The following is a 22,777-nucleotide window of genomic DNA, read 5'->3' as shown; positions in this document are numbered from 1 at the left end:
GGCGCCAACCTGCCCGCTCCCTTGCCTCTTCGGGTGATTTGTGGTCTTGGGAGCCCGAAATCGCTTGTCCAGCGACCATCTCATTCCCGGATCAACATCATCATGGCCAAGATCAATGGCAACGAAATCCGTCCCGGCTATGTCATCGAGCACGATGGCGGCCTCTGGGTGGCGGTCAAGACCAACACCGTAAAGCCTGGCAAGGGCGGCGCCTACAACCAGGTCGAACTGAAGAACCTGATCAACGGCACCAAGCTCAACGAGCGCTTCCGCTCGGCCGAGACCGTCGAGCAGATCCGGCTCGACCTCAAGGATTTTTCCTTCCTCTATGCACAGGACGACGCGCTGGTCTTCATGGACACGCAGAGCTACGAGCAGCTCGAACTGGCGAAGGATTTCGTCGGCGACCGCGCCGCCTTCCTGCAGGACGGCATGATGGTGACGGTCCAGCTCTATGAGGACAGGCCGATCGGCATTTCGCTGCCCGACCAGGTGACGCTGACCATCACCGAGGCCGACCCGGTGGTGAAGGGCCAGACGGCGGCGTCTTCCTACAAGCCGGCGGTGCTGGAAAACGGCATCCGCGTCCTGGTGCCGCCGTTCATCGGCGCCGGCGAACGTATCGTCGTCGACACCAACGAACTCACCTACATGCGCCGCGCAGACTGACCTAAGGCGCAGCAGCAGGGAAAAAACACTATGGCACGCTCAGCACTTCTCAATGTCATGGTCCAGGCCGCCATGAAGGCCGGCCGCTCGCTGTCGCGCGACTTCGGCGAGGTGCAGAACCTGCAGGTGTCGATGAAGGGACCGGGCGACTATGTCAGCCAGGCCGACCGCAAGGCCGAGGACATCCTGTTTGCCGAACTGTCGAAGGCGCGGCCGGGCTATGCCTTCCTGATGGAAGAGCGCGGCGCGGTCGAAGGCGACGACGACCAGCACCGCTGGATCGTCGACCCGCTCGACGGCACCACCAATTTCCTGCACGGCATCCCGATCTTTTCCATCTCGATCGCTCTGGAGCGCCAGGGCCAGCTCGTCGCCGCTGTCGTCTACAATCCGGCAATGGACGAGCTCTACACCGCCGAGCGCGGCGGCGGCGCCTTCATGAACGACCGCCGGCTGCGCGTTGCCGGCCGCAGCAAGCTCACCGACTGCGTTATCGGCTGCGGCATGCCGCATCTCGGCCGCGGCCAGCACGGCAATTTTCTGGTCGAGCTGCGCAATGTGATGGCCGAGGTCTCGGGCGTGCGCCGCCTGGGTTCCGCCGCGCTCGATCTCGCTTATGTCGCCGCCGGGCGCATGGACGGCTTCTGGGAAACCGGCCTGTCGGCCTGGGACATCGCCGCCGGCCTGCTCCTGATCCGCGAAGCCGGCGGCTTCGTCTCCGACATGGATGGCGGCCAGGACATGCTGGACAACGGCTCGGTCGTTGCCGGCAACGAGGTCATTCAGCGCGCGCTGCTCAAGGCTGTGAAGAAGCCGATTTCTGCACGCTGATCACTGGGCATGCTGGGGCAGCGCGCTGAAGCGCCGCAGTCGTAAAACCGCAACCAAAGCTTGAAATACTGCGCGGCGACGGCCCAGATAAGGGCTGACGCAGGATTTTCGATGACGAGCATGCCACCGCTTTCCCCGCCGGAATTGCCAATTGAGATCCCCTTTGTCGGGCGCTGGCACTATTCGCGTGCGGAGATGATCGCCGATGGCATCGTCCATGCGGTCGGCATCGTGCTGGCGATAGCGGCCGGCTCGGCACTGCTGGCGCTTGCCGCCTTCCATGCCGGTCCCGGCGAATACATCGCCGCCGCTTTCTTTGTGGTGTCGCTGCTCACCGTGCTGTCGGTATCGCTGACCTACAATCTGTGGCCGGTGACGTCGCCGGCGAAATGGATCTTGCGGCGCTTCGACCATGCAGCGATCTACCTCCTGATCGCCGCGACCTACACGCCCTTTCTGGCCCAGCTCGACGGCTCGCTGCTGGCTGTGTCGATGATCGTTCTCGTCTGGACCGCGGCCGTAACCGGCATCGCCATCAAAGTGTTCCTGCCCGGCCGCTTCGACCGGCTGGCCATCGTCTTCTATCTCGCCATCGGCTGGAGCGGCATCGTCCTGGTCAAGCCGCTGGTCGCGACATTGCCAACGACGTCGATCGCGCTGATCGTCGCCGGCGGCATCGTCTATTCCTGCGGCGTCATCTTCTTCGCCTGGAAGGGGCTGCGCTTCCACAATGCCGTCTGGCACGGCTTTGTCATCACCGGCGCCGGGCTGCATCTTGCCGCGATGGTCGACTGCCTGGTCATCAACCGCCTCTGAAAGGCGGAGCGCCGCCCGATCTGTCGGGCAATATTGCCAAGCGCCATTCAATTTGGTCACAATTCCGTTTAGAGTCGCGAATTACGTGATCGGCGGCACTGGAGCAATTCCAGGGAAAGCGTGAGCGGTTTCCCGTTCGGAATTGCGTCGAGGTAGATAAAGAGCATCGGAAAACGGGGCACGGATGGCTTTTCTCAGATCCTTCGGCGTGGGCAGGCGTTCTGATGTCCTGATGTACGATCCGCACAAACTGTCCAGCCCGCAGGTTTTCCTCCTGACCATGGTCATCTTCCTGGTCATCGTCGCCTTCATCGCCGCCATCCTCACCCGCCAGATTTCCACCGCCTTCGGCAGCAATCCGGGCCTCAACGGCCTGATCATCGGCGTGCTTGTGGTCGGCATCCTGCTTGCCTTCGCCCAGGTAGGGCGGCTGTTTCGCGAAGTGCGCTGGGTCAATTCCTTCCGCGCCGGTTCCGAAACCACCGAACCGGTGCTGCTGGCGCCGATGAAGGCGATGATCGGCCGCTCCTCGACGGTCGCCTTCTCGACCTCCTCGATGCGCACCATGCTGGATTCGATCGCCACCCGCCTTGACGAAAGCCGCGACACCTCGCGCTACCTCGTCGGCCTGCTGGTGTTCCTCGGCCTGCTCGGCACCTTCTGGGGCCTGCTCAACACCATCGGCTCGATCCGCGAAACCATCGAATCGCTCGATCCCGGCACCGGCGACGCCGCCGCCGTGCTCGATTCGCTGAAGCAGGGTCTTTCGGCGCCGCTGGCCGGCATGGGCACCGCCTTCTCGTCCTCGTTGTTCGGCCTTTCCGGTTCGCTGGTGCTCGGCTTCCTCGACCTGCAGGCTGGCCGCGCCCAGACCCGCTTCTACACCGAACTTGAAAACTGGTTGTCCTCGGTCACTGATCTCTCGTCCGACATCGTTGTTGCCGATCCGGCCAAGAGCGAGCCTTCCGACGAGATCCGCCTTCTGTCGGAACGGCTGCGCAGCATGCAGGAAAACGGCGGCGGCTCCAATCCGCGTGTCGCCACCGCGATGGCCAATCTCGCCGACGGCATTTCCGGCCTGGTCAAGAACATGCGCTCCGAGCAGCAGATCATGCGCGACTGGGTCGAAGCCCAGTCGGACGAGCAGAAGGCGATGCGCAACACGCTGGAAAAGATCGCCGACGCGCTGAAGAAGCCTGGGGTCCACTAGCATGGCGCTTGCCAGGGGCCGGCGCACCGACCGCCGCATCGACTATTGGCCGGGCTTCGTCGACGCTCTGTCGACGCTACTGCTCGCCATCATGTTCCTGCTCACCGTCTTCGTGCTGGCGCAGTTCCTGCTCGGCCGCGAGCTCTCCGGCAAGGATACGGCGCTCACACGCCTCAACTCGCAGATCAACGAACTGACGCAGCTTCTGGCGCTCGAGCGTTCGAGTGCCCAGGACAAGGATGATTCGCTGGCCAATCTGCAGGCGTCGCTGTCGGCGGCGGTGGCGGAAAAGAGCCGGCTGGAGCAATTGCTGGCGCAAGGTGCGGGCGCCGGCGACGCCGCCAACCAGCGTGCGGCTCAACTGGGGGGCGAACTCGATAACCAGCGCCAGATCAGCCAGCAGGCGCTGAGCCAGGTCGAGATCCTCAACCAGCAGATCGCGGCACTGCGCAAGCAGATCGGCGCGCTCGAGGACGCCCTCAACGTCTCTGAAACGCGCGACCGCGATTCCAACACCAAGATCGCCGATCTCGGCCGTCGGCTGAATGTCGCGCTGGCGCAGCGCGTGCAGGAGCTGAACCGCTACCGCTCCGACTTCTTCGGCCGCCTGCGCGAAATCCTCGCTGACCGCGAAAACATCCGTATCGTCGGCGACCGTTTCGTCTTCCAGTCGGAAGTGCTGTTCCCGACCGGATCCGAAGAGATCAACGACGCCGGCAAGGTCGAGATGAAGAAGCTCGCCGATGCCATCATCGAATTGCAAAAGGAAATCCCGCCGGAGATCAACTGGGTGCTGCGCGTCGATGGCCACACCGACAACAAGCCGCTATCCGGCGCCGGCCGCTACCGCGACAATTGGGAATTGTCGACAGCGCGCTCGACCTCGGTGGTGAAATTCCTGATCGAGAACGGCGTGCCCGCCAACCGGCTGGTCGCCGCCGGCTTCGGCGAATTCCAGCCGCTCGACCCCGCCGACACCGAAGACGCCCGCAACAAGAACCGCCGCATTGAACTGAAGCTCACCGAACGGTGATTTTTAGTCACGCGAATTTGTTCGCCGGCTCAACTCTAGGGCGCAAGACAGCCTCGGCAAGGCCTGAAAACATTATCTTTTTTTAATTACACTTCGCATCTTAGGCCTCCTAATTTGCCGCGCAGGGCCGGGAACCGCCGGCGATGCCTCCCATCGCGACGCGACGGAACCCGACGGCCCGCGTCCGGAAGGCGGAGCGAAAGCGCTTGCCCCTTCCAAAGCAGGAGGAGACGCACATCATGCGTTCTTTGAAGACTCTCAGGACTGCAGCCCTCACGACACTTCTGATCGCCGTTCCGCTCGCCGGCGCCTATGCCGCCGGACATCACAAGGGCGCCCTCGACGCCAGCGAACCAACCGACATGACCGGCCCGCGCGTGACCGGCCTGATCGAGCAGGTGCAGGGCGTCGAACAGGGCATCACCGATGCAAGGCATGCCAACACGATCACGGCGGCCGAGGCGCAGAGGCTGCACATGCGGGCCGCCCATATCAGCCAGGCCGCCGAGCGGACGGCCGCCGCGGATCATGGCAGGATCCCGGCTGCGAAATACCGCGATCTGCTACGCCGCCTCGACAATGTCGACCAGGCGTTGATGTCCGACACCGGCAGCGGCTTCATGATGGGTGACGGCTCTGACGGCGGGAATTATCCGAACGGCTGAGGTCCGCTCTTGATATTCCAAGAATGAGGAAGGGCTGTCTGGACGCCCTCGGGACCGATCCCAAGGGCGTCCTTTTTGTCACCAGCCAAGCCACAGCGCCGCGAGCGCCAGCACTGCCGGCACGGTTTGAATATACAGGATCTTCCTGCTGGCAGTCGCCGCGCCGTAGAGGCCGGCGATGGCAACGCAAAGCAGGAAGAACACCTTGATCTGGAATCCGGCCGCGCCGAGATATAGTCCCCAGATCAGCCCGGCGGCAAGGAAGCCGTTGTAAAGCCCTTGATTGGCGGCCAGCACCTTCGAGGCACTGGCAAAGTCCGGCTTGAGGTTGAACGCCTTGTGGCCACGCGGCGTGTCCCACGCCACCATCTCCAGATAGACGATATAGAGGTGGATCAGCGCCACCAGCCCAACCAGTATGTTGGCGATCATCTTGCTCTCCCCTCATGGCGGTGTTGCGCCGCTTGCCAGCATTCCATGCACGCCCTGACCTGTGCAAGCTGCATCGGCGAGAGCAACCTTTGAGGGTTGCCAAGCCTGGCGCATTGGTATCTTTTCCCGCCGTCCAAAACGCGGAACCTGCCATGTCCTTTCAGAAACTTGATGATCTCGGCCACAAGCTCGAAGCGCTGGAACATGCGCTCGCCATCCTCGGCGCCGACGAAGCGACCCACATGGCCGTCGGTGGCGGCGAGAAGCGCGCCGAGGCCATGTCTTCGCTTGCCGGCATGCTGCATGCGAGGGCAACGGCGCCGGATATCGCCGACTGGCTCGCCGCCGCCGACCAGGAGGCGTTGAACGAGGAGCAGCAGGCGGCGGTCCGGGAACTGCGCCGGCAATACACCAATCTGACCTGCCTGCCGGTCGAGTTCGTCGAGCGCCAGACGGTGGCGCGCATGCGTTCCGAGCAGCTCTGGCGTGACCTGCGTGCTAAGAACGACTGGGCAGGCTTCCTGCCGGCGCTGGAAGGCGTGGTGGCGCTGGTGCGCGAGGAGGCTGCGCTGCGCGCCGACGCGCTCGGCCTCGATCCCTACGACGCGCTGATGGAGCAATACGATCCCGGCAACCGCGCCGCCGACATCACGCCGGTGTTCACCGAGCTGAAGACGTTCCTGAAAGGCTTCGTGCCTGAGGCGCTGGCCGTGCAGGAAACGCGGCTGGCCAAACGCCCGCTGAAGCCGCTTTCGGGCAGCTATGCGATCGACCGGCAGCGCGAGCTTGGCCTCGCTATGATGGCGGCAGTCGGCTTCGACCTCACCCATGGCTCGCTGTCGGTGTCGCATCATCCCTTCTGCGGCGGCGTGCCGAGCGACGTGCGCATCGCCACCCGCTACAAGACCTCGGATTTCCTGTCGGCGCTGATGGGCGTGCTGCACGAGACCGGCCACGCGCTCTACGAGCAGAACCTGCCGAAGGCTTGGGCGCACTGGCCGCTGGGCAAGGCGCGCGGCATGGCCGTGCACGAAAGCCAGAGCCTGTTCGTCGAAAAGCAGATCGGCCGCAACCCCGAATTCTGGCGCTGGGCGCTGCCGGTCATTGAAAAGCATCTCGGCGAGGCCTGGTCGCTCGACGACATCCTGCCGCATGTGCACCGGGTCGAACGCGGCCTGATCCGCGTCGACGCCGACGAGGTCACCTATCCGCTGCATGTCATCCTGCGCTACGAGCTGGAGCAGGAGCTTGTCTCGGGGCGGCTGCAGGCCGCCGACCTGCCCGAGGCGTGGGACGCCAAGATGCGGGGGTATCTTGGCCTGTCGACCATAGACAATCCGGCCGACGGGCCGATGCAGGACGTGCATTGGCCAGGTGCGGCCTTCGGCTATTTCCCGTCCTACACGCTGGGCGCCATGATGGCGGCGCAGCAATGGGCGGCGCTGACCAGCGAGCATCCTTCCGCCGACGACGACCTAGCAAAAGGAAACTTCGCCGCCATCAACGGCTGGCGCCGCGACAAGATCTGGTCGCAGGGCTCGCGCTGGTCGACGCCGCAACTGCTCGAACGCGCCACCGGCGAAAAACTGAATGCCGCGCATTTCACCCGTCACCTGCAGCAGCGGTACGGGGCCTGAGCCATTTCGGCCGACACGGCATCCAAAAACATAGGGCATGGTCTTTACTTCTGCCGGAAAGCCTCTGACAAAAGGGGCTCTTTGGGGCGCTGGCGAAACTGGAATGTCGGTCTGTATTGATTTTCGTGTGATCAAGTCTTGCTGGCGGCTCATTGCTTTCGCCCTGTTTCTGGTCAGCTTGAGTTCTCCGGCCCTGTCCGACGACGTGGTCCTTATCGGACCGGCGCCGGCCTGGACCAGGCTGATCGATGTTCCCTCGGCTGACGCCACCCGATCCGACCAGATCAGGAACGGCATCTCGTGGCTGCTCTCGGACGACCAGATCGTCCACCGCACCGGCGGCTACGACCAGTACTCCCGCACGGTCTACAAGATCGTCGACCGGCCCGGCCTTGAGCAGGGCGCCGGGATCAACCTGCAGTTCGATCCGTCGCGGCACAAAGTCACCTTGAACCATTTGCGCATCATCCGCGACGGCGCCGTGATCGACCGGTTGGCAAGCACGAAATTCGATATTTTCAGGCAGGAGAAGGACGCCGAGAAAGGCCTGTACGACGGCTGGCTGACGGCCCATGTCAACGTCGAAGATGTACGTGTCGGTGACATTGTCGACTATGCGACGACCTACGAAATCACGCCGCTCGTCGGCAAGGATCTTTTCTTCTTCAGCTTTTCGACCGAGTGGGAAGAGCCGGTGGCGCTTATCCGCGCAAACATCACCTGGCCCGCCAGTCAGCCGCTTCAGATCAAGCCAAGGGGAACGGAACTCAAGCCGGCGATCTCGTCATCGGGATCGGACACGGTCTATGTGTGGGAGATCCGCAATCCGAAGCCGGTCAAGGTCGAGGACAACCTGCCGGTGCAGTATCCGGCCTGGGGCTCCGTCGACGTGGCCTCGACCGCAGACTGGCACAGCGTCGTCGACGCCATTGCGCCCCACTACAGGCCGGTGACCGATTTTCCCACCGACTTCGCAGCCAAGCTCGACGACATCGCCGTCAAGCATCCCGTGGCCGAAGACCGGATGATCCAGGCGACACGGTTGGTGCAGGACCAGATCCGTTATGTCAGCCTGTCGATCGGTGCGGGATCCTACATTCCGCGCGATCCGGCGACTGTGCTGCAAAGCGGGTTTGGCGATTGCAAGGACAAGGCATTGCTGCTTGCCTCGTCGCTTGTGCGACTTGGCATTTCTGCCGAAGTCGCCCTGGCCGATCTCGACCATGGGCGAGCTCTGGACCAGCACCTGCCGGCGCTGCGCGATTTCGACCATGCCATCGTCAAGGCGAAGATCGGAACCAAGACATACTGGCTGGATGCCACCAACGACCTCCAGGGCGGCAAGGCATACAATCTTGCGCAGGCCGATTATGGGTTCGCGCTGCCGCTTTCCAGCACCGGCGGATTGGAGAAGATGCCAACCCCGGAGTTGATCAGCCCATCGATCCAGGTCGCCGAAGAATTCGACTTTCCCGAGAAGCCGGGCGATCCGCTGTCGCTGACGGTCTTTTCCATGTACGAAGGCGCCGACGCCGACTCGATGCGCAACAGGCTGGCTGGCCAGTCGCTGACCGAGATGGCGGACAACTACCTGAAATATTACAGCAAGCAGTATCCAGGCATTCAAAGCACCGGAAAGCTGGAAATCCTGGATCGACGCGACGGCAACATCGTCAGCGTGAAAGAGAGCTACTCACTGCCGGCGCAGGCGCTTGCCGCCAACGATCTTGCCAAGAATTTTCCCATCCAGGCGGCGGATCTCGGCAACTACCTCCCGACCCCGACCATCGTCGGCCGCCGCGGCCCGATATCGCTCGGCACTCCGTATTACCGTCGTCACAGCGTAACCGTGCGCAACCTCAAGGCCAGGTTTTCCGGCGAGGAAATAAAGAACATCGTGACGCCCTATGTGTCGCTGAAGACGTCGTGGAGCAACACACCGACCGAATTCCGGGTGGAATGGAACTTGCAGACGCTGGCAAGCGAAGTTCCCGCCAACGCGATTACGGATTATCTGAAATCCGTCGAGGACATCTCCAAGGACGTTCAGTGGGAGTATGACTTTACCTACGTCGATCCGCCGCCCGCCGAAGTGAAGGTCAGCGATCCGGGCACGCAACAGCGACAGGTCATCGCCAGCATGTTCCTGTTGACCTTGTTCGTCGGTGTCCCGGTGTTCATCGCCGTCCGGCGCGGCCGGCGCCAGCCTGCCCGCACCTAGATCACCATCGGTGTAGCAACAATTACTCCGCCGCACCCCTGAACGCGCTTGCTCCGGTTTCGAACTGCAGCTTGGCCAGCCGCGCATAGATGCCGCCCTTGGCGACCAGGCTCTGATGCGTGCCTTCCTCGACGATGCGGCCGCCATCCATGACCAGGATGCGGTCGGCCTTCAGCACCGTTGCCAGCCGGTGGGCGATGACGATGGTGGTGCGGCCCTGCATCAACCGTTCCAGCGCCTTCTGCACCAGCGTTTCGCTTTCGGCGTCGAGCGCCGAGGTCGCCTCGTCGAGCAACAGGATCGGCGCGTCGCGCAGGATGGCGCGGGCGATCGCCACGCGCTGGCGCTGGCCGCCGGACAAGGTCACGCCGCGCTCGCCGACCTGACTGTCATAGCCTTTGTCGAGCTTGAGGATGAATTCGTCGGCCAGCGCGTCCCTGGCGGCCGTCTCGATCTCGGCATTCGTGGCGCCCGGCCGGCCAAAGCCGATATTGTCGCGCGCACTCGCCGCAAAAATGGTGACATCCTGCGGCACGATGGCGATGCGTTCCCTGACATCGGCCGGATCGGCCTCGCGCACATCGACACCGTCAATGGCAATGCGGCCGGTCTCGGGGTCGTAAAAACGCAGGATCAGCGAAAACACCGTGCTTTTTCCGGCGCCCGAGGGCCCGACGATCGCCACCGTCTCGCCCGGCTTGACCTGAAAACTCAAGCCATGAACCGCGGCGCGGTCGGGCCTTGCCGGATAGGAGAAGGAGACATCGTCGAAGCTGATCGCGCCTTTCGCCTTGGCAGGCAGCGGCAGCGGATTGGCCGGCGCCAGTATCGCCGGCGTTTCGTCCAGGATTTCGGTCAGCCTTTCGGCCGCACCCGCCGCCTGGGCAAGCTCGCCCCAGACTTCCGACAGCGCGCCCAGCGCGCCGGCGGCAAACACCGAATAGAGCAGGAACTGGCCGAGCGTGCCGGGCGACATCGTGCCGGCAAGCACGTCGCGCGAGCCGAACCACAGCACCGCCACGACCGAGGAAAAGATCATGAAGATGGCAAAGAAGGTGAGGAAAGAGCGCGCGAAAATCGACGAGCGCGCCGCCTGGAAGGCGGCTTCCACCGCGGCCGAAAACCGACCGGTGACCAGCGTCTCGTTGGTGAAAGCCTGCAGCGTGCGTACCGCGCCGATCTGTTCGCTGGCATAGGCGGTCGCTTGCGCCAGCGTGTCCTGCGCCTGGCGCGACCGGCGCCGGACCGAACGGCCGAAGGCGACCAGCGGCAGCACGATCACCGGAATGGCTGCGATGACCAGGCTGGACAGTTTCGGACTAGTGACGACCATCATCGCCACCGCGCCGAGGCCGAGGATGACGTTGCGCAGCGCCACCGAGGCGGTGGCGCCGACAGCGGATTTGACCTGCGTCGTGTCGGCGGCGAGCCGCGAAACGATCTCGCCCGACTGGGCAGTGTCGAAAAAGGAAGGCGACAGCGTCGTGACATGCGAAAACACATCGCTGCGGATATCGGCAACGACCCGCTCGCCGAGCGTGATGACGAAATAGTAGCGGCCGGCCGATGCCGCCGCCAAAAGGGCTGCCATCACCACCAAAGCGGCGAAATACTCGGCGATGAAGGTGGTGCTGGACGCGGAAAACCCGTGGTCGATCATGCGCCGCACGGCGAGCGGCAGGGTGAGCGTCGTCGCCGCCGCGATGGCCAACGAGATGACGGCGCCGATGACCAGCTTGCGGTAGCGGCTGATGTAGGGATAGAGGCGCCTGAGCGGTCCGAGCGAGCGTCTGCGCCCGTCTTGCTCGCCGCTGATATCCGCCATGACCGTTTCCTCTGGCCGCTTCCAGGTGAGCGCTTTCAATATGCGCCTTCCACGGCCTTGTGATTCAATTCCGGCTGATGTATAGGCTCGCCGACCGTTTTAGAAGCCGTGGCTTTTCAATAGCTGCGGCTTCGAGTTTTAAAAAGGGGCGCATCGACGCAGGCCACGGGCCCGTCGGCAGCGCCACAAGCCAGGAAGCACGACAATGAAGGCCGACATCCATCCCGACTACCACACCATCAAGGTCGTCATGACCGATGGCACCGAATACATGACCCGTTCGACCTGGGGCAAGGAAGGCGATACGATGAACCTCGATATCGACCCGACCACGCACCCGGCCTGGACCGGCGGCCAGCAGACCCTGCTCGACCGCGGCGGCCGCCTGTCGAAGTTCAAGAAGCGCTTCGAAGGTTTCGGCCTCTAAGCCTATCGGCTATCACATCAAAAACCCGCCCTTGTGGCGGGTTTTTTGTTGTCGTGACAGCTCCCTTCTCCCCGTCACTATACGGAGAGAAGGTGCCGGCAGGCGGATGAGGGGCAGCGCCAGCGTCGGCAGATTGGCCATCAGCAAAATAGCCAGCTTGGGATATTCGGCGGCTTGCCACGGTAAAGCGAAGTAAAATTTTCTAAGCTTGCTCTGCCCCTCACCTGCCTGCCGGCATCCTCTCCCCGTATAGAGACGGGGAGAGGAGCGCTGTCTCCTACCCTTCCAGCAACTCCCTCAGCGCCATGCGCTTATAGGCTTCGACCAGCCTGTCGCCCTCCTGCCGATCGACCGAGATCGCCAGTCGCACCGCGGCTTCGCCCATCTGCCAGACCAGAAACGCCGTCGTCTCCAGCGCCACCGGATCGGCGCCGGGTTGCAGCCGCTTGAGGACCGCGGTCAGGAATTCCGCATTCGCCCGGCTGTCTGCGAGCTCGAGCTGGCGCAGCGCCTTGTCGGCCTGGGTGCCCGACCATATGTCGCGCATCACAGGTTCGGCCAGGAACAGCTGGTAGTAGATATCGACCAGCTCCGAAAACGCCTGCCGCAGGCCTTCGGCGTCGCCGACATCCTTGAGTGCCGATGAGATGCAGGCCTGGCTTTCGGCGGTATAGCGCTCGGCCAGCGCCCAGACGATCGCTCGCTTGTCGGGAAAGAACTGGTAGAGCGAGCCGATCGACACCTCGGCCCGTTCCGCCACCTCACCCATGCGCATGGCGTCGCTGCCCTGCTCGGCAATCAGCGCCGAGGCAGCGGCCAGCATCCGCTCGACCCGCTCGCGGCTGCGTTGCTGCGTCGGCGCCCGCCGCGGCGATGCGACCTGTTCCTGGGCGGGTGCGGGCGCTGCCGTGTCTTCCATGACTGTCTCCGGTCTCGAAAAAATGCCGACAAACGGCTTGACTCACAAAATACGAGGGTTTATCACGTTTTGCAAATGTGAGGATTGCTCATGTTTTCAGACAGAGGAAAGACCACAATGACTGACACGACATCGAAACCAATCCTGATCCTCGGCGGCACCGGCAAGACCGGCCGTCGCCTCGCCGAGCGCCTGACCACACAGGGCGTTCCCGTGCGCATCGGCTCGCGCTCGGGCAGCCCACGCTTCGACTGGGAGGTTCCGGCGACCTGGGGTCCCGCCATGCAAGGCGTGAGCGCCATCTACATCAGCTACTATCCCGACATCGCCGTGCCGGGTGCCGCCGATACCGTCGGCGCCTTCGCCAGGCTTGCCGTAGCCAGCGGCATCACCCGCCTGGTGCTGCTCTCCGGACGCGGCGAGACGGAGGCCCAGCGCGCCGAAGAGATGGTCAAGGCCTCTGGCGCCGACTGGACGATCCTGCGCTGTGCCTGGTTTTCGCAGAACTTCAGCGAAGGCTTTCTCATCGAGTCCTTGCTCGGGGGCGAAGTTGCGCTCCCGGTCGGCACTGTCGGTGAGCCCTTCATCGATGCCGACGACATTGCCGACGCTGCCTTTGTCGCGCTGACCGAACAAGGCCATGTCGGCCAGCTCTACGAGCTGACCGGGCCGCGGCTGCTGACCTTCGCCGACGCGGTCGCCGAGATCGCCAAGGCGGCCGGGCGCGACATCCGTTTCGTCAAGGTCTCGCATGACGAATTCACCACCGCGATGGCCGCATATGAACTGCCGCCTGAAATCACGTGGCTGCTCAACGAGCTGTTCACCGAAGTGCTTGACGGCCGCAACGAGACTTTGACCGATGGCGTCCAGCGTGTGCTCGGCCGCGCGCCGAAAGACTTTTCCGCCTACGCAAATGAAACCGCCGTAACCGGCATCTGGAGCAACTGAGATGACCAAGCTTCTTCCCACCCTCACCATCATTGCCGCAATCGGTTCGGGCGTCGTCGGCGGCGTGTTCTTCGCCTTCTCCAACTTCGTCATGGCGGCGCTTGCCCGACTGCCCGTCCCGCAAGGCATTGCGGCGATGAATTCGATCAACATCACGGTGATCACGCCGACCTTCATGACGGCGCTGTTCGGCACCGGCCTGCTCTGTCTGGTGCTTATCGCCGCCGCCATCATGGGCTGGAGCCAGTCCGGCTCGTACTGGTTGCTTGCCGGTGCGGTGATCTACGTGATCGGCAACCCGATCGTGACCATGGTCTTCAATGTGCCGCTCAACGATGCGCTCGCCGCCGTCGACCCGGCCAGCGCCAACGGCGCCGCCGTGTGGGCGAACCATCTGAACCAATGGGTGATGTGGAACCACGTCCGCACCATCACCGCCATCGTTTCGATGGCCTGCTTCATCTTCGCGTTGCTCTGAAGATGGCACTTCGCAAATGCAAAGGACCTCGCTCAGGCGGGGTCTTTTTGCGTGTGGTCTTTTGAGGTGTGACCCTTGCGATCGGAGTGGCCGAGGTCGCGGTCCGGATCGATCACATCTCGAACCAGCTGCTTGAGTTTTGCTGCCTCCGGGAAACCTCCGTCGCGCTTGCGATCCCAGACCAGCACGTCGTTGCAGGAAATGGTGAAGATGCCGCCGGTGCCCGGCACCAGCGTCACTTCGCCTAGATCCGTGCCGAAAGTGGAAAGCAGTTCCTGCGCCATCCAGCCGGCACGCAACAGCCACTGGCACTGCGTGCAATAGGTGATGCGGATGGCGGGGAGTTCGCTCATCTTCGAGATTCGATCATGCCGCGCTGAGCTTGGCCATGGTCTCGTCGTCGACTTCGAAGTTGGCGTAGACGCTCTGCACGTCGTCATCGTCCTCGAGCGTGGCGACCAGCTTCATCAGCGACTGCGCGCGCTCCTCGTCGACCGGGACATTGTTCTGCGGCTGCCAGATCGGCTTCACCGATTCGGCCTCGCCAAGCGAGGCTTCCAGCGCCTTCGACACTTCGCCCATGCTCTCGAAGGCACAGTAGATGGTGTGGCCTTCCTCGTCGGACTCGACGTCATCGGCGCCGGCCTCGATCGCCGCGTCCATGACCTTGTCGGCACTGCCGGCGGAGGCTGGATAGTAGATCTCGCCGGCGCGGTTCCACATGAACGACACCGAGCCGGTTTCGCCGAGCGCCCCGCCAGCCTTGGTGAAGGCGGCGCGCACGTTCGAGGCCGAACGGTTGCGGTTGTCGGTCAGCGCCTCGACGATCAGCGCCACGCCGCCAGGCCCATAGCCCTCATAGCGCACCGCTTCGTAATTCTCGGCATCGCCCATCGACGCCTTGTTGATGGCGCGCTGGATGTTGTCTTTCGGCATCGACACCGCCTTGGCGTTCTGGATCGCCAGGCGCAGGCGCGGGTTCATCGACGGGTCGGGCGTCCCGCTCTTGGCGGCGACGGTGATTTCGCGCGCCAGCTTGGAAAACATTTTCGACCGCACCGCGTCCTGGCGGCCCTTGCGGTGCATGATGTTCTTGAACTGTGAATGGCCAGCCATGGCACCCCTGTCGTCTTCGGCTAGAGCATTCCGAGGCGACGCGTTCCTGCCTCGTCCTCTGCATGCTCGAATTTAAATCTCAGAACGTCTCTCGCATGCCTGCGAAGGCATACGGCGCTCTTTGTCGGAATGGCCGGCTTATAGATAAATCGGCTCAATTCGTCCAGACACGGCGTTCGCCGCAACTTGCGACATCGGCTGCACCGGTTCGTCGCAGCTATCCAGCCACCAAGTCCGACTTCAACCCTGCAGTCCAGCCTCAATGCCCGCCGCCGGATTTCTTCTTCCGCCGCGTCAGCATGTTGAGCCCTTCGACCAGGGCCGAGAAACCCATGGCGGCATAGATGTAGCCCTTGGGCACATGGTAGCCCATGCCATCGGCGATCAGCGTCATACCGATCATCAGCAGGAAGCCCAGCGCCAGCATGACGATGCTCGGGTTCTTGGCGATGAAATTGGCCAGCGGCCCGGCCGCCAGCATCATCACACTCACCGCCACGATCACGGCGATATACATGATGGCGATCTCGTCGGTCATGCCGACGGCGGTGATGATGGAATCGATCGAGAAGACGAGGTCGAGCAGCAGGATCTGGAAGATGGCGCCGGCCAGCGAGATTTGCAGCGTCTCGCCCAGCATCGTGTCCTTGTGGTCTTCGGGATCCACGGTGTGATGGATTTCCTTGGTCGCCTTCCACACCAGGAACAGGCCACCGGCGATCAGGATCAGGTCGCGCCAGGAAAAGCCGTGGCCGAAGGCGGTGAACACCGGCGTCGTCAGTTGGACGATGATGGAAATGGTGGCGAGCAGCACCAGCCGCATGACCAGCGCCGCCGAGATGCCGAGACGGCGGGCGCGGGCGCGCTGCGCTTCCGGCAATTTGTTGGTCAGGATCGAGATGAAGATCAGATTGTCGATGCCGAGCACGACCTCGAGCACAATCAGCGTCAGCAACGCGACCCAGGCGGTTGGATCAGAGACAAATTGAAAATGTGGCGCCAGGAATTCAACGAGCTGCATGGAGGTCGTCCCCTCTACGATCTAGAGCAGTTTCGTCGCCAGTTAGGTACTATAGTCCAGCATATCAATGTCATGACCAGAAGGATGGTGCGGTTTCTTCAAGCCGCGGCCCGCGACGAAACGGCGCGATCTTCTCGGTCAGGCCGGTGCGGTCGGAAATATCGACGCCGATGCCACACAATGTCGCCGGTCCCGTCGCCGCCTCGAAGCGGCCTTTCGGCACTTTCGACAGGAACCGGTTGAGCGGTTCTTCCTTGTCCATGCCAAGCGAGGAATCATAGTCGCCGCACATGCCGGCATCCGACATGTAGCCGGTGCCGCCATTGAGGATCTGGTGATCGGCGGTCGGCTGATGCGTGTGGGTGCCGATGACGAGGCTGGCGCGGCCGTCGACGAAATGCGCGAAGCACATTTTCTCCGAGGTCGCTTCGGCATGGAAGTCGATGACCACGGCATCGGCCTGCTCGCCCAGCGGACACGCGGCCAGTTCGCGCTCGCCGGCCTGGAACGGATCGTCGAGCTCGGGATGCATGAACACCCGGCCCATGATGTTGGCGACCAGCACGCGCGCGCCGTTTTTGGCGATGTAGACGCCGGAGCCGCGCCCCGGCGTGCCCTTGGGGAAATTGGACGGACGCAGGAAGCGCTCCTCGCGCGGCGCAAAGATCAGCGCGTCGCGCTGGTCCCAGACATGGTTGCCGGTGGTGACGACATCGGCGCCGGCCGCGATCGTATCGCGAAAAATGTCTTCGGTGATGCCGAAGCCGCCGGCGGCATTCTCGCCATTGACGATGACGAAGTCGAGTTTGAAATCGGATATCAGGCCGGGCAGTTGTTCCCACACTGCCGTACGTCCCGATTTGCCCACCATGTCGCCGAGGAAGAGAAGTCTCATGCCCACTTCTATCCAGAGGCACGGACGCTAGGCAAGCGCTACGGAGCGATTGCTTCTAGCCCCGGCCGAAAATACCACGCCGCTGTTGGGACGGCTTTGCGCTGGCGCCTGCGACGTGGCCGGCCGAAGACATCATCGGCGACGCCGGTGGGGCGGTGCGTCGGAGCAGCCAGAAGAACCAGACGTAGAAAACGGTGAAACCGCCGGTAACGGCAAGAAGCAACAGCCCGCCGCGCCAGCCCTTCATCGCCGCGGTATCGAGGGTCGATGGATTGGCAGGGTCGTAGTAAAGTTCCACCTGGTCGCCTTTGGACGCAGTATAGAGACCGATGTCCTTTCCCTTGCCGGACCAGCTCATCGGCGTATCGTCCGCCACATAGGTGACGGCGACATTGATGCCTTTCGTGGTCAGGCCGTTTTTCTGCGTTTCGGTATAGGGACTGACATCCGTCACGGTGGCAACCGTCTGATGCCAGGCAAACTGGTGGTGCAGGGCCGTTCCGGCAATGTGCAATGCCATCGCAAACAGCGCCGCCGCGATGAGCGCGAACGGCATCAGCAGGTAGCGTGCGAAGACAAACATGACGACCGCCATCGGCTCGGATTGTAGTGCGAAAATACTATCCGGCATGTCTTGGAAACGCGTTAATGCATGTCGCTCAAAAGCGGCCCGGTTTTGAGACAACGACATGCATCAAACTAAGATCGCGATCTTTTAAGCGAAGCGGCGCAGCCCGCTCTCGGTCAGTATTTCCTGGATGATGACGTCATGTGGCTCGTCCGGTACCAGCGCCACCTCCTGGCAATCGAAGGCGATGCCGATCAGCCGTGGCGGCTGGCCCTTGTCGACCAGCCTGGCGACGGCGCGGTCGTAATAGCCGGCGCCGTAGCCGATGCGGTGGCCGCGCGCATCGAAAGCGGCGAGCGGCACCAGCATCACTGCGGGGTCGAGCTCCTCGGCCTCCGCATGGGGTCCCACGGTGCCGAATCCCATCTCGACCATCGGCGCGCCGCGCACCAGTTCGCGAAAGACGATTGTGGTCTTGTCGAGGATCGCCGGCAGGCAAAGCCTGGCTCCCTTCTCGCGCAAGGCAAACATCAGCGGCCTGACGTCGACTTCCGATCGCATCGGCCAAAAGGCTGAAACGATCTGGCCCGGCTCGATAGTGAGGTGGTCGCGCCCCGTCTCGGCCATCTCAAGCGCGATCTCCACCCGCCACATCGGATCGAGCGCATCGCGGCGGCCGAGAGCTTCGCGGCGCAGTTGTTTCTTCAGGTCTTTTGAGGATGTCATGCGCTGAACGATAGAAAAGGTCGGTTTCTGGCGGCGTTTTAGGAGCGACGTTTTCTACCGCATCATCCACCAAATGCGTGGATTGAGGCAAGAAGTGACGATCCACACAACCGGTGGAGAGAGCGATCCCGGGAACCTACAAAGTAGGTGGGCGCCGTATGAGAAAACCCACGGGTCTTCCCAGGGACAGCTCCCTAAGGATCGTTAAGGCCCCGGGGAAAATGTTCTCCTGCCGGGAAGCGCAGACCGTCCTCCCCAATATAGGCTGCTGGTCGGCTAAGCGCCAGTGAGGCGGGCATTCTCAGTGGCTTAATTCGCGACACGCCCCTGCCACCAGACCAGCGCCGGCACCACCAGCAACTCGACGCAGAGGCCGGCGATGTGCCCGAACGATGGTGCGCCCACGGTGAGCAGCGAGATAAGCCGCGCCAGTCCGCCGGCAAAAGTGCAGGCGGCAAGCAGCCGAAATCGCTCCGTCCTCATCTCGATGTCGGGAATGCAGCTGTACCAGGCGATGCCGACGGCAAGGAAGAAGCCGGACAGGAAGCGGAAATGGCTGTCGAGATCGACGGGCCAGGGTGCTGCGACATCAAGGAATTCCGGTCCTGACAACACGCCTTCGAGGCCGACCAGCACCGGCGTTGCCGCCAGCACGGCGACGACGATCTGCAGTGCCGTCCTGCCCGATATCGTTTCGGTCACGCTGCCATCCCTCCAGCCCACCGTGCGGCCTTGCGATAGCAACGGATGTTTTCCTCAGGGGTTTCAAGCCCATTCGTCGCAGCCGGCTCGCCCTTGCACAGGCCGGGCGGCGTCCTTACGGTCGCGATGACGAACCGAGGAGCAAGCATGCGTTTTGAAGGCACGGCGGCCTATGTCGCCGACAAGGACCTGATGGTGGCGGTCAATGCGGCGATCGCGCTGGAGCGGCCTTTGCTGGTCAAGGGCGAGCCCGGCACCGGCAAGACCGAACTTGCCCGCCAGGTGGCATCGGCGCTTGGCCTCGACCTGATCGAATGGCACGTCAAGTCGACGACACGGGCGCAGCAGGGGCTCTATGAGTATGACGCCGTCTCGCGGCTGCGCGACAGCCAGCTCGGCGACGAGCGTTTCAACGACATCAAAAACTACATCAAGCGCGGCAAGCTCTGGGAGGCTTTTGCAGCCGGCAAGAAGGTCGTGCTTTTGATCGACGAGATCGACAAGGCCGACATCGAATTCCCCAACGATCTGCTACAGGAACTCGATCGTATGGAGTTCTTCGTCTACGAAACCGGCGAGACGATCCGCGCCGCGGTCAGGCCGATCGTCATCATCACCTCCAACAATGAGAAGGAACTGCCCGACGCCTTCCTGCGCCGCTGCTTCTTCCACTACATCCGCTTTCCCGATGTCGAGACGCTGCACAAAATCGTCGACGTCCACTATCCCGGCATCAAGCAGAATCTGGTGCGGGCAGCCCTCACCCAGTTCTACGAGATCCGCGATGTGCCGGGGCTGAAGAAGAAGCCGTCGACCTCCGAGGCACTCGACTGGATCCGCCTGCTGGTCGCCGACGACATCGCGCCCGAGGATTTGCGCGCCGATCCGAAGAACGCGCTGCCCAAACTGCATGGCGCGCTCTTAAAGAACGAGCAGGATGTGCATCTGTTCGAACGCCTGGCCTTCATGGCCAGGCGACAGGGATGAGGAAAGGCGGGCGGACTGACAGCTGTAAGCACGCTTCCACCGCTTACTCGGCGGGAGCAAACCCTCTCTCCTGCGGCGCGACACGCTTCGGTCCGAAGATGACGAAGCCGATGACCGACAAGGCAAGAACGCCGATCCCGCAATAAAGCATGACCCAGCTGAAACCGTTAACCAGAGCGCCGTGAACGATAGCGCCGGACGGGTCGAGCGTTGCGAGCTTCGGCGTCCCCTGCGCAAGGCCGTCGAGATTTCCGGTGGCGATCCTTTCCGCCAGCGCCCGCACCTCGTTCGGCTCCAAAGCCGCGCCGAGTGTGGTCCTCAGGTAGGAAACGATACCCTGCGTCAGCAGCAGGCCGAGCACCGCGATGTTGATGGCGAGCGTGATCAGGCGTGCGCTGATATCGATGCCGGACGCCATGCCGGCGCGATCCGGCGACACCGCGCCGGTGGTGGTGTTGGTGGTCGGCGAATTGGTGAGGCCGATGCCGATGCCGGCGATCAGCGTGCCGGGCAGCATGGTCAGCCAGGTCGCCCCTTCGAGCCCGGAGCCGATCCACATGGCGATGAAGCCGATCCCTAATGTCAAAAGGCCGAGCGGGATGGCGATCCGCGCCTGGTAGCGGGCGCGAATGCGCTCGGCGATTGGCGGCATCACCATGAAGGGCAGCGTGTAGACGAGCAGCAGCAGGCCGGTCGTCGTGCTGTCGTAGCCGAGCACGCCGGAATAATAGATCGGCAGATAGATGATGAACGGCCAGTAGCTGAAATTCATGCCGATGGCGCCCATGATCGCGCCCGAAAACTGGCGGATGCGGAACACCGAGAAATCGAACATCGGATAGGCATTGACCCTCTCGGCGACGAGGAAAGCGATGAAAGCTGCCATCGAGGCGGCAATCACGCCGATACGGGCGCCGGCTCCGAGGTCTGCACCTTGCGTGATCAGATAGGAGAAGCCGAACACGGCCGCTGAAAGCGTCAGCATGCCGGCCCAGTCGAGCTTCTGGGCGTTGTGATCGCGCGATTGCGTGACGCCGGCGCCGATGAAGGCAAGCGCCAGGATCGCCAGCGGCACGTGGATGAGGAACACCCACTGCCAGTTCGACAGCGCCACGATCAGGCCGCCGATGGCTGGCCCGAAACCGAGCCCGATGCCCGCGACGACGCTCCAGGCGACAAAAGCCCTGCCGCGCGCCTTTCCATCCTGGAACTGATGCGACAGCACCGCCACGCTGCAGGTCAGCATCGCGCCGCCGGCAAGGCCTTGCAGAAAGCGGGCGGCGATAAGCAGCGCAGCACTGGGGGCGAGACCGCACAGCAGCGAGGCGAGGCCGAAGGCGACGGTGGTGATCACCATCACGCTCTTGCGGCCGAAACGGTCGGCCAATGTCCCGGTCGCCATCAGCACCGTGGTGCAGGCAATGGTGTAGGCATTCATGATCCATTGCAGGTCTTTGAAATCGGCGGCGAGCACGCTTTCCAGTTTCGGCAGGATCACAGGCACGCTGGAGATTTCGAGCCCGAACAGCAGCGACGCCAGGCACACGCCGGTCAGCGCAATCGTGTTTCGTTGAATGGGCAACGGCATATCGATCTCTCTCCATCGGAACATGGGCGGCGATGCTCTTCAAACCGCGATCAGCCTGAAATAGAGGAGACCTGATCATGAAAAAAGGCTATGGTTGGCTATATCAGAAATGACAAATTGGCATGCTGCCAATGGAAGGTTGTAAATGACCAGCCTCGATGTCGATGCCGTCCGCACCTTCGTGATGGTGGCCGACCTGCAGAGCTTCACCCGTGCCGCCGCAGCGCTCGGCAGCACCCAGGCCACGATCAGCGTCAAGCTGCGCCGGCTCGACGAAAAGCTCGGGGCGCGTCTGATCGAACGCACGCCACGCCGCGTCAGCCTGTCGGCAAAGGGCGCGGTGTTCCTGCCCTCCGCGCGCGATTTCCTGGCCGCGCATGAGCGCGCCATGGCCGAGTTTGCCGAGGCACCTTGCCGGCTCGCGCTCGGCTTTGTCGATCATGTCGCCGGCCCCGAGCTTTCCGTCCTGATCGCCCAGCTCCACGCGCACGATCCATCGCTCACGCTCAGTTTGAGGATCGACACCAGCACCATTCTCAAAGAAGCGTTCGATCGCGGCGAACTCGATGCGATCATCGTACACCGCGAAGGCGACAGCCGTCCGGGCCGGACCTTGTCGCGCAACCACTATGGCTGGTTCGCGACCCCTTCCTTCGAATGGCAGCGCGGAACGCCGCTGCGCCTGGCGCTTCTGAGCACAATATGCAGCTGCCCGGATCGCGTGCGAGCGGTCGAGACGCTGGACAAGGCAGGCATAGCCTGGGAGGAGGCTTTCGTCGGCGGCGGCGGCGCGGCCGTCAACATTGCGGTGTCGGCGGGCTTTGCCATTTCGGCGCTGGCCCACCGCGTCGTTCCTCCCGGCCTGGTCGAGGTTGGCCGCAAGCTCGGCCTGCCGCCGCTTGACCCGTCCGAAGTGGTCCTGCATTCACACACGCTGGCGCCGCGGGCACGCGAGGCGCTGCATGTGCTTGCGACCGCATTTCGCGAGTACAAATCGGCAGCGGCTTAGGCGAAGCTGTATTCGATCTGATTCCGTCGCAACGGATCAGGCTTTGGAGGA

24 protein-coding genes and 1 other RNA gene are annotated in these 22,777 nt (G+C 63.0%); 13 read left to right on the top strand and 12 right to left on the bottom strand.

The window, feature by feature from the left end; translation table 11 throughout:
- Nucleotides 1–102 precede the first annotated feature (102 nt).
- The 6 genes from efp (at nucleotide 103) to AC1DZ8_RS07240 (ending at nucleotide 5,224) form a co-directional block, all read left to right on the top strand.
- Entirely contained in the window at nucleotides 103–669 is a 567-nt protein-coding gene (gene efp / locus AC1DZ8_RS07265; protein WP_112559678.1) for an elongation factor P, read from the top strand.
- A 30-nt stretch (nucleotides 670–699) separates the two neighbouring features.
- A complete protein-coding gene (locus tag AC1DZ8_RS07260; RefSeq protein WP_477307171.1) occupies nucleotides 700–1,500 on the top strand; it encodes an inositol monophosphatase family protein in 801 nt (266 codons plus the stop codon).
- A 120-nt stretch (nucleotides 1,501–1,620) separates the two neighbouring features.
- Nucleotides 1,621–2,316, top strand: a complete 696-nt coding sequence (trhA, locus tag AC1DZ8_RS07255; RefSeq protein ID WP_477307173.1) for a PAQR family membrane homeostasis protein TrhA — start codon at nucleotides 1,621–1,623, stop codon at nucleotides 2,314–2,316.
- Between the two features lie 184 nt (nucleotides 2,317–2,500).
- A complete protein-coding gene (locus tag AC1DZ8_RS07250) occupies nucleotides 2,501–3,526 on the top strand; it encodes a MotA/TolQ/ExbB proton channel family protein (protein ID WP_477400597.1) in 1,026 nt (341 codons plus the stop codon).
- 1 nt (nucleotide 3,527) lies between these two features.
- Nucleotides 3,528–4,559, top strand: a complete 1,032-nt coding sequence (locus tag AC1DZ8_RS07245; protein ID WP_477307177.1) for a peptidoglycan -binding protein — start codon at nucleotides 3,528–3,530, stop codon at nucleotides 4,557–4,559.
- A 239-nt stretch (nucleotides 4,560–4,798) separates the two neighbouring features.
- The gene (locus tag AC1DZ8_RS07240; RefSeq protein WP_477307179.1) at nucleotides 4,799–5,224 is read left to right on the top strand and encodes a hypothetical protein; all 426 of its coding nucleotides are present in this window, start codon (nucleotides 4,799–4,801) and stop codon (nucleotides 5,222–5,224) included.
- A gap of 78 nt (nucleotides 5,225–5,302) precedes the next feature.
- Here the strand turns inward: AC1DZ8_RS07240 and AC1DZ8_RS07235 are convergent, their stop codons facing one another.
- Nucleotides 5,303–5,656: a DUF1304 domain-containing protein gene (locus AC1DZ8_RS07235; protein ID WP_477307180.1), complete on the bottom strand. Its 354-nt coding sequence runs from the start codon at nucleotides 5,654–5,656 to the stop codon at nucleotides 5,303–5,305.
- A gap of 152 nt (nucleotides 5,657–5,808) precedes the next feature.
- Here AC1DZ8_RS07235 and AC1DZ8_RS07230 point away from each other — a divergent pair, with 152 nt between their 5' ends.
- Together AC1DZ8_RS07230 and AC1DZ8_RS07225 are read left to right on the top strand one after the other, a co-directional pair.
- Nucleotides 5,809–7,293, top strand: a complete 1,485-nt coding sequence (locus AC1DZ8_RS07230) for a carboxypeptidase M32 (protein ID WP_477307182.1) — start codon at nucleotides 5,809–5,811, stop codon at nucleotides 7,291–7,293.
- Between the two features lie 103 nt (nucleotides 7,294–7,396).
- On the top strand, nucleotides 7,397–9,514 hold the full coding sequence (locus tag AC1DZ8_RS07225) for a DUF3857 domain-containing protein (protein WP_477307184.1): 2,118 nt from the start codon (nucleotides 7,397–7,399) through the stop codon (nucleotides 9,512–9,514).
- A 22-nt stretch (nucleotides 9,515–9,536) separates the two neighbouring features.
- Here AC1DZ8_RS07225 and AC1DZ8_RS07220 read toward each other — a convergent pair whose 3' ends face one another.
- Nucleotides 9,537–11,339: an ABC transporter transmembrane domain-containing protein gene (locus AC1DZ8_RS07220; RefSeq protein WP_477307186.1), complete on the bottom strand. Its 1,803-nt coding sequence runs from the start codon at nucleotides 11,337–11,339 to the stop codon at nucleotides 9,537–9,539.
- A 205-nt stretch (nucleotides 11,340–11,544) separates the two neighbouring features.
- On the opposite strand from AC1DZ8_RS07220, the gene rpmE reads away from it, so the two are divergent.
- Nucleotides 11,545–11,766, top strand: a complete 222-nt coding sequence (gene rpmE / locus AC1DZ8_RS07215; RefSeq protein WP_112559687.1) for a 50S ribosomal protein L31 — start codon at nucleotides 11,545–11,547, stop codon at nucleotides 11,764–11,766.
- 277 nt (nucleotides 11,767–12,043) lie between these two features.
- Here rpmE and AC1DZ8_RS07210 read toward each other — a convergent pair whose 3' ends face one another.
- Nucleotides 12,044–12,685: a TetR/AcrR family transcriptional regulator gene (locus AC1DZ8_RS07210; protein ID WP_477307188.1), complete on the bottom strand. Its 642-nt coding sequence runs from the start codon at nucleotides 12,683–12,685 to the stop codon at nucleotides 12,044–12,046.
- Nucleotides 12,686–12,802: 117 nt separating this feature from the next.
- Here AC1DZ8_RS07210 and AC1DZ8_RS07205 point away from each other — a divergent pair, with 117 nt between their 5' ends.
- Nucleotides 12,803–13,636 (top strand): NAD(P)H-binding protein, encoded by an 834-nt coding sequence (locus tag AC1DZ8_RS07205; protein ID WP_477400594.1) that lies wholly within the window; start codon nucleotides 12,803–12,805, stop codon nucleotides 13,634–13,636.
- Between the two features lies 1 nt (nucleotide 13,637).
- Nucleotides 13,638–14,114 (top strand): anthrone oxygenase family protein, encoded by a 477-nt coding sequence (locus AC1DZ8_RS07200; RefSeq protein ID WP_477307192.1) that lies wholly within the window; start codon nucleotides 13,638–13,640, stop codon nucleotides 14,112–14,114.
- Between the two features lie 32 nt (nucleotides 14,115–14,146).
- On the opposite strand, the gene AC1DZ8_RS07195 is transcribed toward AC1DZ8_RS07200, so the two are convergent.
- The 8 genes from AC1DZ8_RS07195 to AC1DZ8_RS07160 form a co-directional block, all read right to left on the bottom strand.
- Entirely contained in the window at nucleotides 14,147–14,467 is a 321-nt protein-coding gene (locus tag AC1DZ8_RS07195; RefSeq protein WP_477307194.1) for an Rdx family protein, read from the bottom strand.
- Nucleotides 14,468–14,480: 13 nt separating this feature from the next.
- Entirely contained in the window at nucleotides 14,481–15,230 is a 750-nt protein-coding gene (locus AC1DZ8_RS07190; RefSeq protein ID WP_023668740.1) for a YebC/PmpR family DNA-binding transcriptional regulator, read from the bottom strand.
- Nucleotides 15,231–15,489: 259 nt separating this feature from the next.
- Nucleotides 15,490–16,251: a TerC family protein gene (locus tag AC1DZ8_RS07185; protein WP_477307196.1), complete on the bottom strand. Its 762-nt coding sequence runs from the start codon at nucleotides 16,249–16,251 to the stop codon at nucleotides 15,490–15,492.
- Nucleotides 16,252–16,321: 70 nt separating this feature from the next.
- A complete protein-coding gene (locus AC1DZ8_RS07180; RefSeq protein ID WP_181057751.1) occupies nucleotides 16,322–17,146 on the bottom strand; it encodes a TIGR00282 family metallophosphoesterase in 825 nt (274 codons plus the stop codon).
- Between the two features lie 55 nt (nucleotides 17,147–17,201).
- Entirely contained in the window at nucleotides 17,202–17,837 is a 636-nt protein-coding gene (locus AC1DZ8_RS07175; protein ID WP_477307198.1) for a hypothetical protein, read from the bottom strand.
- A gap of 24 nt (nucleotides 17,838–17,861) precedes the next feature.
- Entirely contained in the window at nucleotides 17,862–18,440 is a 579-nt protein-coding gene (locus AC1DZ8_RS07170; RefSeq protein WP_477400591.1) for a 5-formyltetrahydrofolate cyclo-ligase, read from the bottom strand.
- Nucleotides 18,441–18,535: 95 nt separating this feature from the next.
- A non-coding RNA gene (gene ssrS / locus AC1DZ8_RS07165) (6S RNA) lies at nucleotides 18,536–18,691 on the bottom strand.
- Nucleotides 18,692–18,749: 58 nt separating this feature from the next.
- A complete protein-coding gene (locus AC1DZ8_RS07160) occupies nucleotides 18,750–19,142 on the bottom strand; it encodes a DUF4345 domain-containing protein (RefSeq protein WP_477307202.1) in 393 nt (130 codons plus the stop codon).
- 147 nt (nucleotides 19,143–19,289) lie between these two features.
- On the opposite strand from AC1DZ8_RS07160, the gene AC1DZ8_RS07155 reads away from it, so the two are divergent.
- A complete protein-coding gene (locus AC1DZ8_RS07155; protein ID WP_477307203.1) occupies nucleotides 19,290–20,129 on the top strand; it encodes an AAA family ATPase in 840 nt (279 codons plus the stop codon).
- Between the two features lie 43 nt (nucleotides 20,130–20,172).
- Here AC1DZ8_RS07155 and AC1DZ8_RS07150 read toward each other — a convergent pair whose 3' ends face one another.
- Nucleotides 20,173–21,717 (bottom strand): MFS transporter, encoded by a 1,545-nt coding sequence (locus tag AC1DZ8_RS07150; protein WP_477307205.1) that lies wholly within the window; start codon nucleotides 21,715–21,717, stop codon nucleotides 20,173–20,175.
- A gap of 145 nt (nucleotides 21,718–21,862) precedes the next feature.
- On the opposite strand from AC1DZ8_RS07150, the gene AC1DZ8_RS07145 reads away from it, so the two are divergent.
- Entirely contained in the window at nucleotides 21,863–22,726 is an 864-nt protein-coding gene (locus tag AC1DZ8_RS07145; RefSeq protein ID WP_477307207.1) for a LysR family transcriptional regulator, read from the top strand.
- The last annotated feature ends 51 nt before the right edge of the window (nucleotides 22,727–22,777 follow it).

The sequence above is a fragment of the Mesorhizobium sp. P2_F7 genome, from assembly GCF_056403695.1.
Note: the sequence above shows the minus strand (reverse complement) of the source record. Positions and strands in the feature narration are given on the sequence as shown.

What these genes read in the sequence shown, in the direction of transcription:
- efp (WP_112559678.1), top strand. Translation starts at nt 103, where the DNA reads ATGGCCAAGATCAATGGCAACGAAATCCGTCCCGGCTATGTCATCGAG.
- AC1DZ8_RS07260 (WP_477307171.1), top strand. Translation starts at nt 700, where the DNA reads ATGGCACGCTCAGCACTTCTCAATGTCATGGTCCAGGCCGCCATGAAG.
- trhA (WP_477307173.1), top strand. Translation starts at nt 1,621, where the DNA reads ATGCCACCGCTTTCCCCGCCGGAATTGCCAATTGAGATCCCCTTTGTC.
- AC1DZ8_RS07250 (WP_477400597.1), top strand. Translation starts at nt 2,501, where the DNA reads ATGGCTTTTCTCAGATCCTTCGGCGTGGGCAGGCGTTCTGATGTCCTG.
- AC1DZ8_RS07245 (WP_477307177.1), top strand. Translation starts at nt 3,528, where the DNA reads ATGGCGCTTGCCAGGGGCCGGCGCACCGACCGCCGCATCGACTATTGG.
- AC1DZ8_RS07240 (WP_477307179.1), top strand. Translation starts at nt 4,799, where the DNA reads ATGCGTTCTTTGAAGACTCTCAGGACTGCAGCCCTCACGACACTTCTG.
- AC1DZ8_RS07235 (WP_477307180.1), bottom strand. Translation starts at nt 5,656, where the DNA reads ATGATCGCCAACATACTGGTTGGGCTGGTGGCGCTGATCCACCTCTAT.
- AC1DZ8_RS07230 (WP_477307182.1), top strand. Translation starts at nt 5,809, where the DNA reads ATGTCCTTTCAGAAACTTGATGATCTCGGCCACAAGCTCGAAGCGCTG.
- AC1DZ8_RS07225 (WP_477307184.1), top strand. Translation starts at nt 7,397, where the DNA reads ATGTCGGTCTGTATTGATTTTCGTGTGATCAAGTCTTGCTGGCGGCTC.
- AC1DZ8_RS07220 (WP_477307186.1), bottom strand. Translation starts at nt 11,339, where the DNA reads ATGGCGGATATCAGCGGCGAGCAAGACGGGCGCAGACGCTCGCTCGGA.
- rpmE (WP_112559687.1), top strand. Translation starts at nt 11,545, where the DNA reads ATGAAGGCCGACATCCATCCCGACTACCACACCATCAAGGTCGTCATG.
- AC1DZ8_RS07210 (WP_477307188.1), bottom strand. Translation starts at nt 12,685, where the DNA reads ATGGAAGACACGGCAGCGCCCGCACCCGCCCAGGAACAGGTCGCATCG.
- AC1DZ8_RS07205 (WP_477400594.1), top strand. Translation starts at nt 12,803, where the DNA reads ATGACTGACACGACATCGAAACCAATCCTGATCCTCGGCGGCACCGGC.
- AC1DZ8_RS07200 (WP_477307192.1), top strand. Translation starts at nt 13,638, where the DNA reads ATGACCAAGCTTCTTCCCACCCTCACCATCATTGCCGCAATCGGTTCG.
- AC1DZ8_RS07195 (WP_477307194.1), bottom strand. Translation starts at nt 14,467, where the DNA reads ATGAGCGAACTCCCCGCCATCCGCATCACCTATTGCACGCAGTGCCAG.
- AC1DZ8_RS07190 (WP_023668740.1), bottom strand. Translation starts at nt 15,230, where the DNA reads ATGGCTGGCCATTCACAGTTCAAGAACATCATGCACCGCAAGGGCCGC.
- AC1DZ8_RS07185 (WP_477307196.1), bottom strand. Translation starts at nt 16,251, where the DNA reads ATGCAGCTCGTTGAATTCCTGGCGCCACATTTTCAATTTGTCTCTGAT.
- AC1DZ8_RS07180 (WP_181057751.1), bottom strand. Translation starts at nt 17,146, where the DNA reads ATGAGACTTCTCTTCCTCGGCGACATGGTGGGCAAATCGGGACGTACG.
- AC1DZ8_RS07175 (WP_477307198.1), bottom strand. Translation starts at nt 17,837, where the DNA reads ATGTCGTTGTCTCAAAACCGGGCCGCTTTTGAGCGACATGCATTAACG.
- AC1DZ8_RS07170 (WP_477400591.1), bottom strand. Translation starts at nt 18,440, where the DNA reads ATGACATCCTCAAAAGACCTGAAGAAACAACTGCGCCGCGAAGCTCTC.
- AC1DZ8_RS07155 (WP_477307203.1), top strand. Translation starts at nt 19,290, where the DNA reads ATGCGTTTTGAAGGCACGGCGGCCTATGTCGCCGACAAGGACCTGATG.
- AC1DZ8_RS07150 (WP_477307205.1), bottom strand. Translation starts at nt 21,717, where the DNA reads ATGCCGTTGCCCATTCAACGAAACACGATTGCGCTGACCGGCGTGTGC.
- AC1DZ8_RS07145 (WP_477307207.1), top strand. Translation starts at nt 21,863, where the DNA reads ATGACCAGCCTCGATGTCGATGCCGTCCGCACCTTCGTGATGGTGGCC.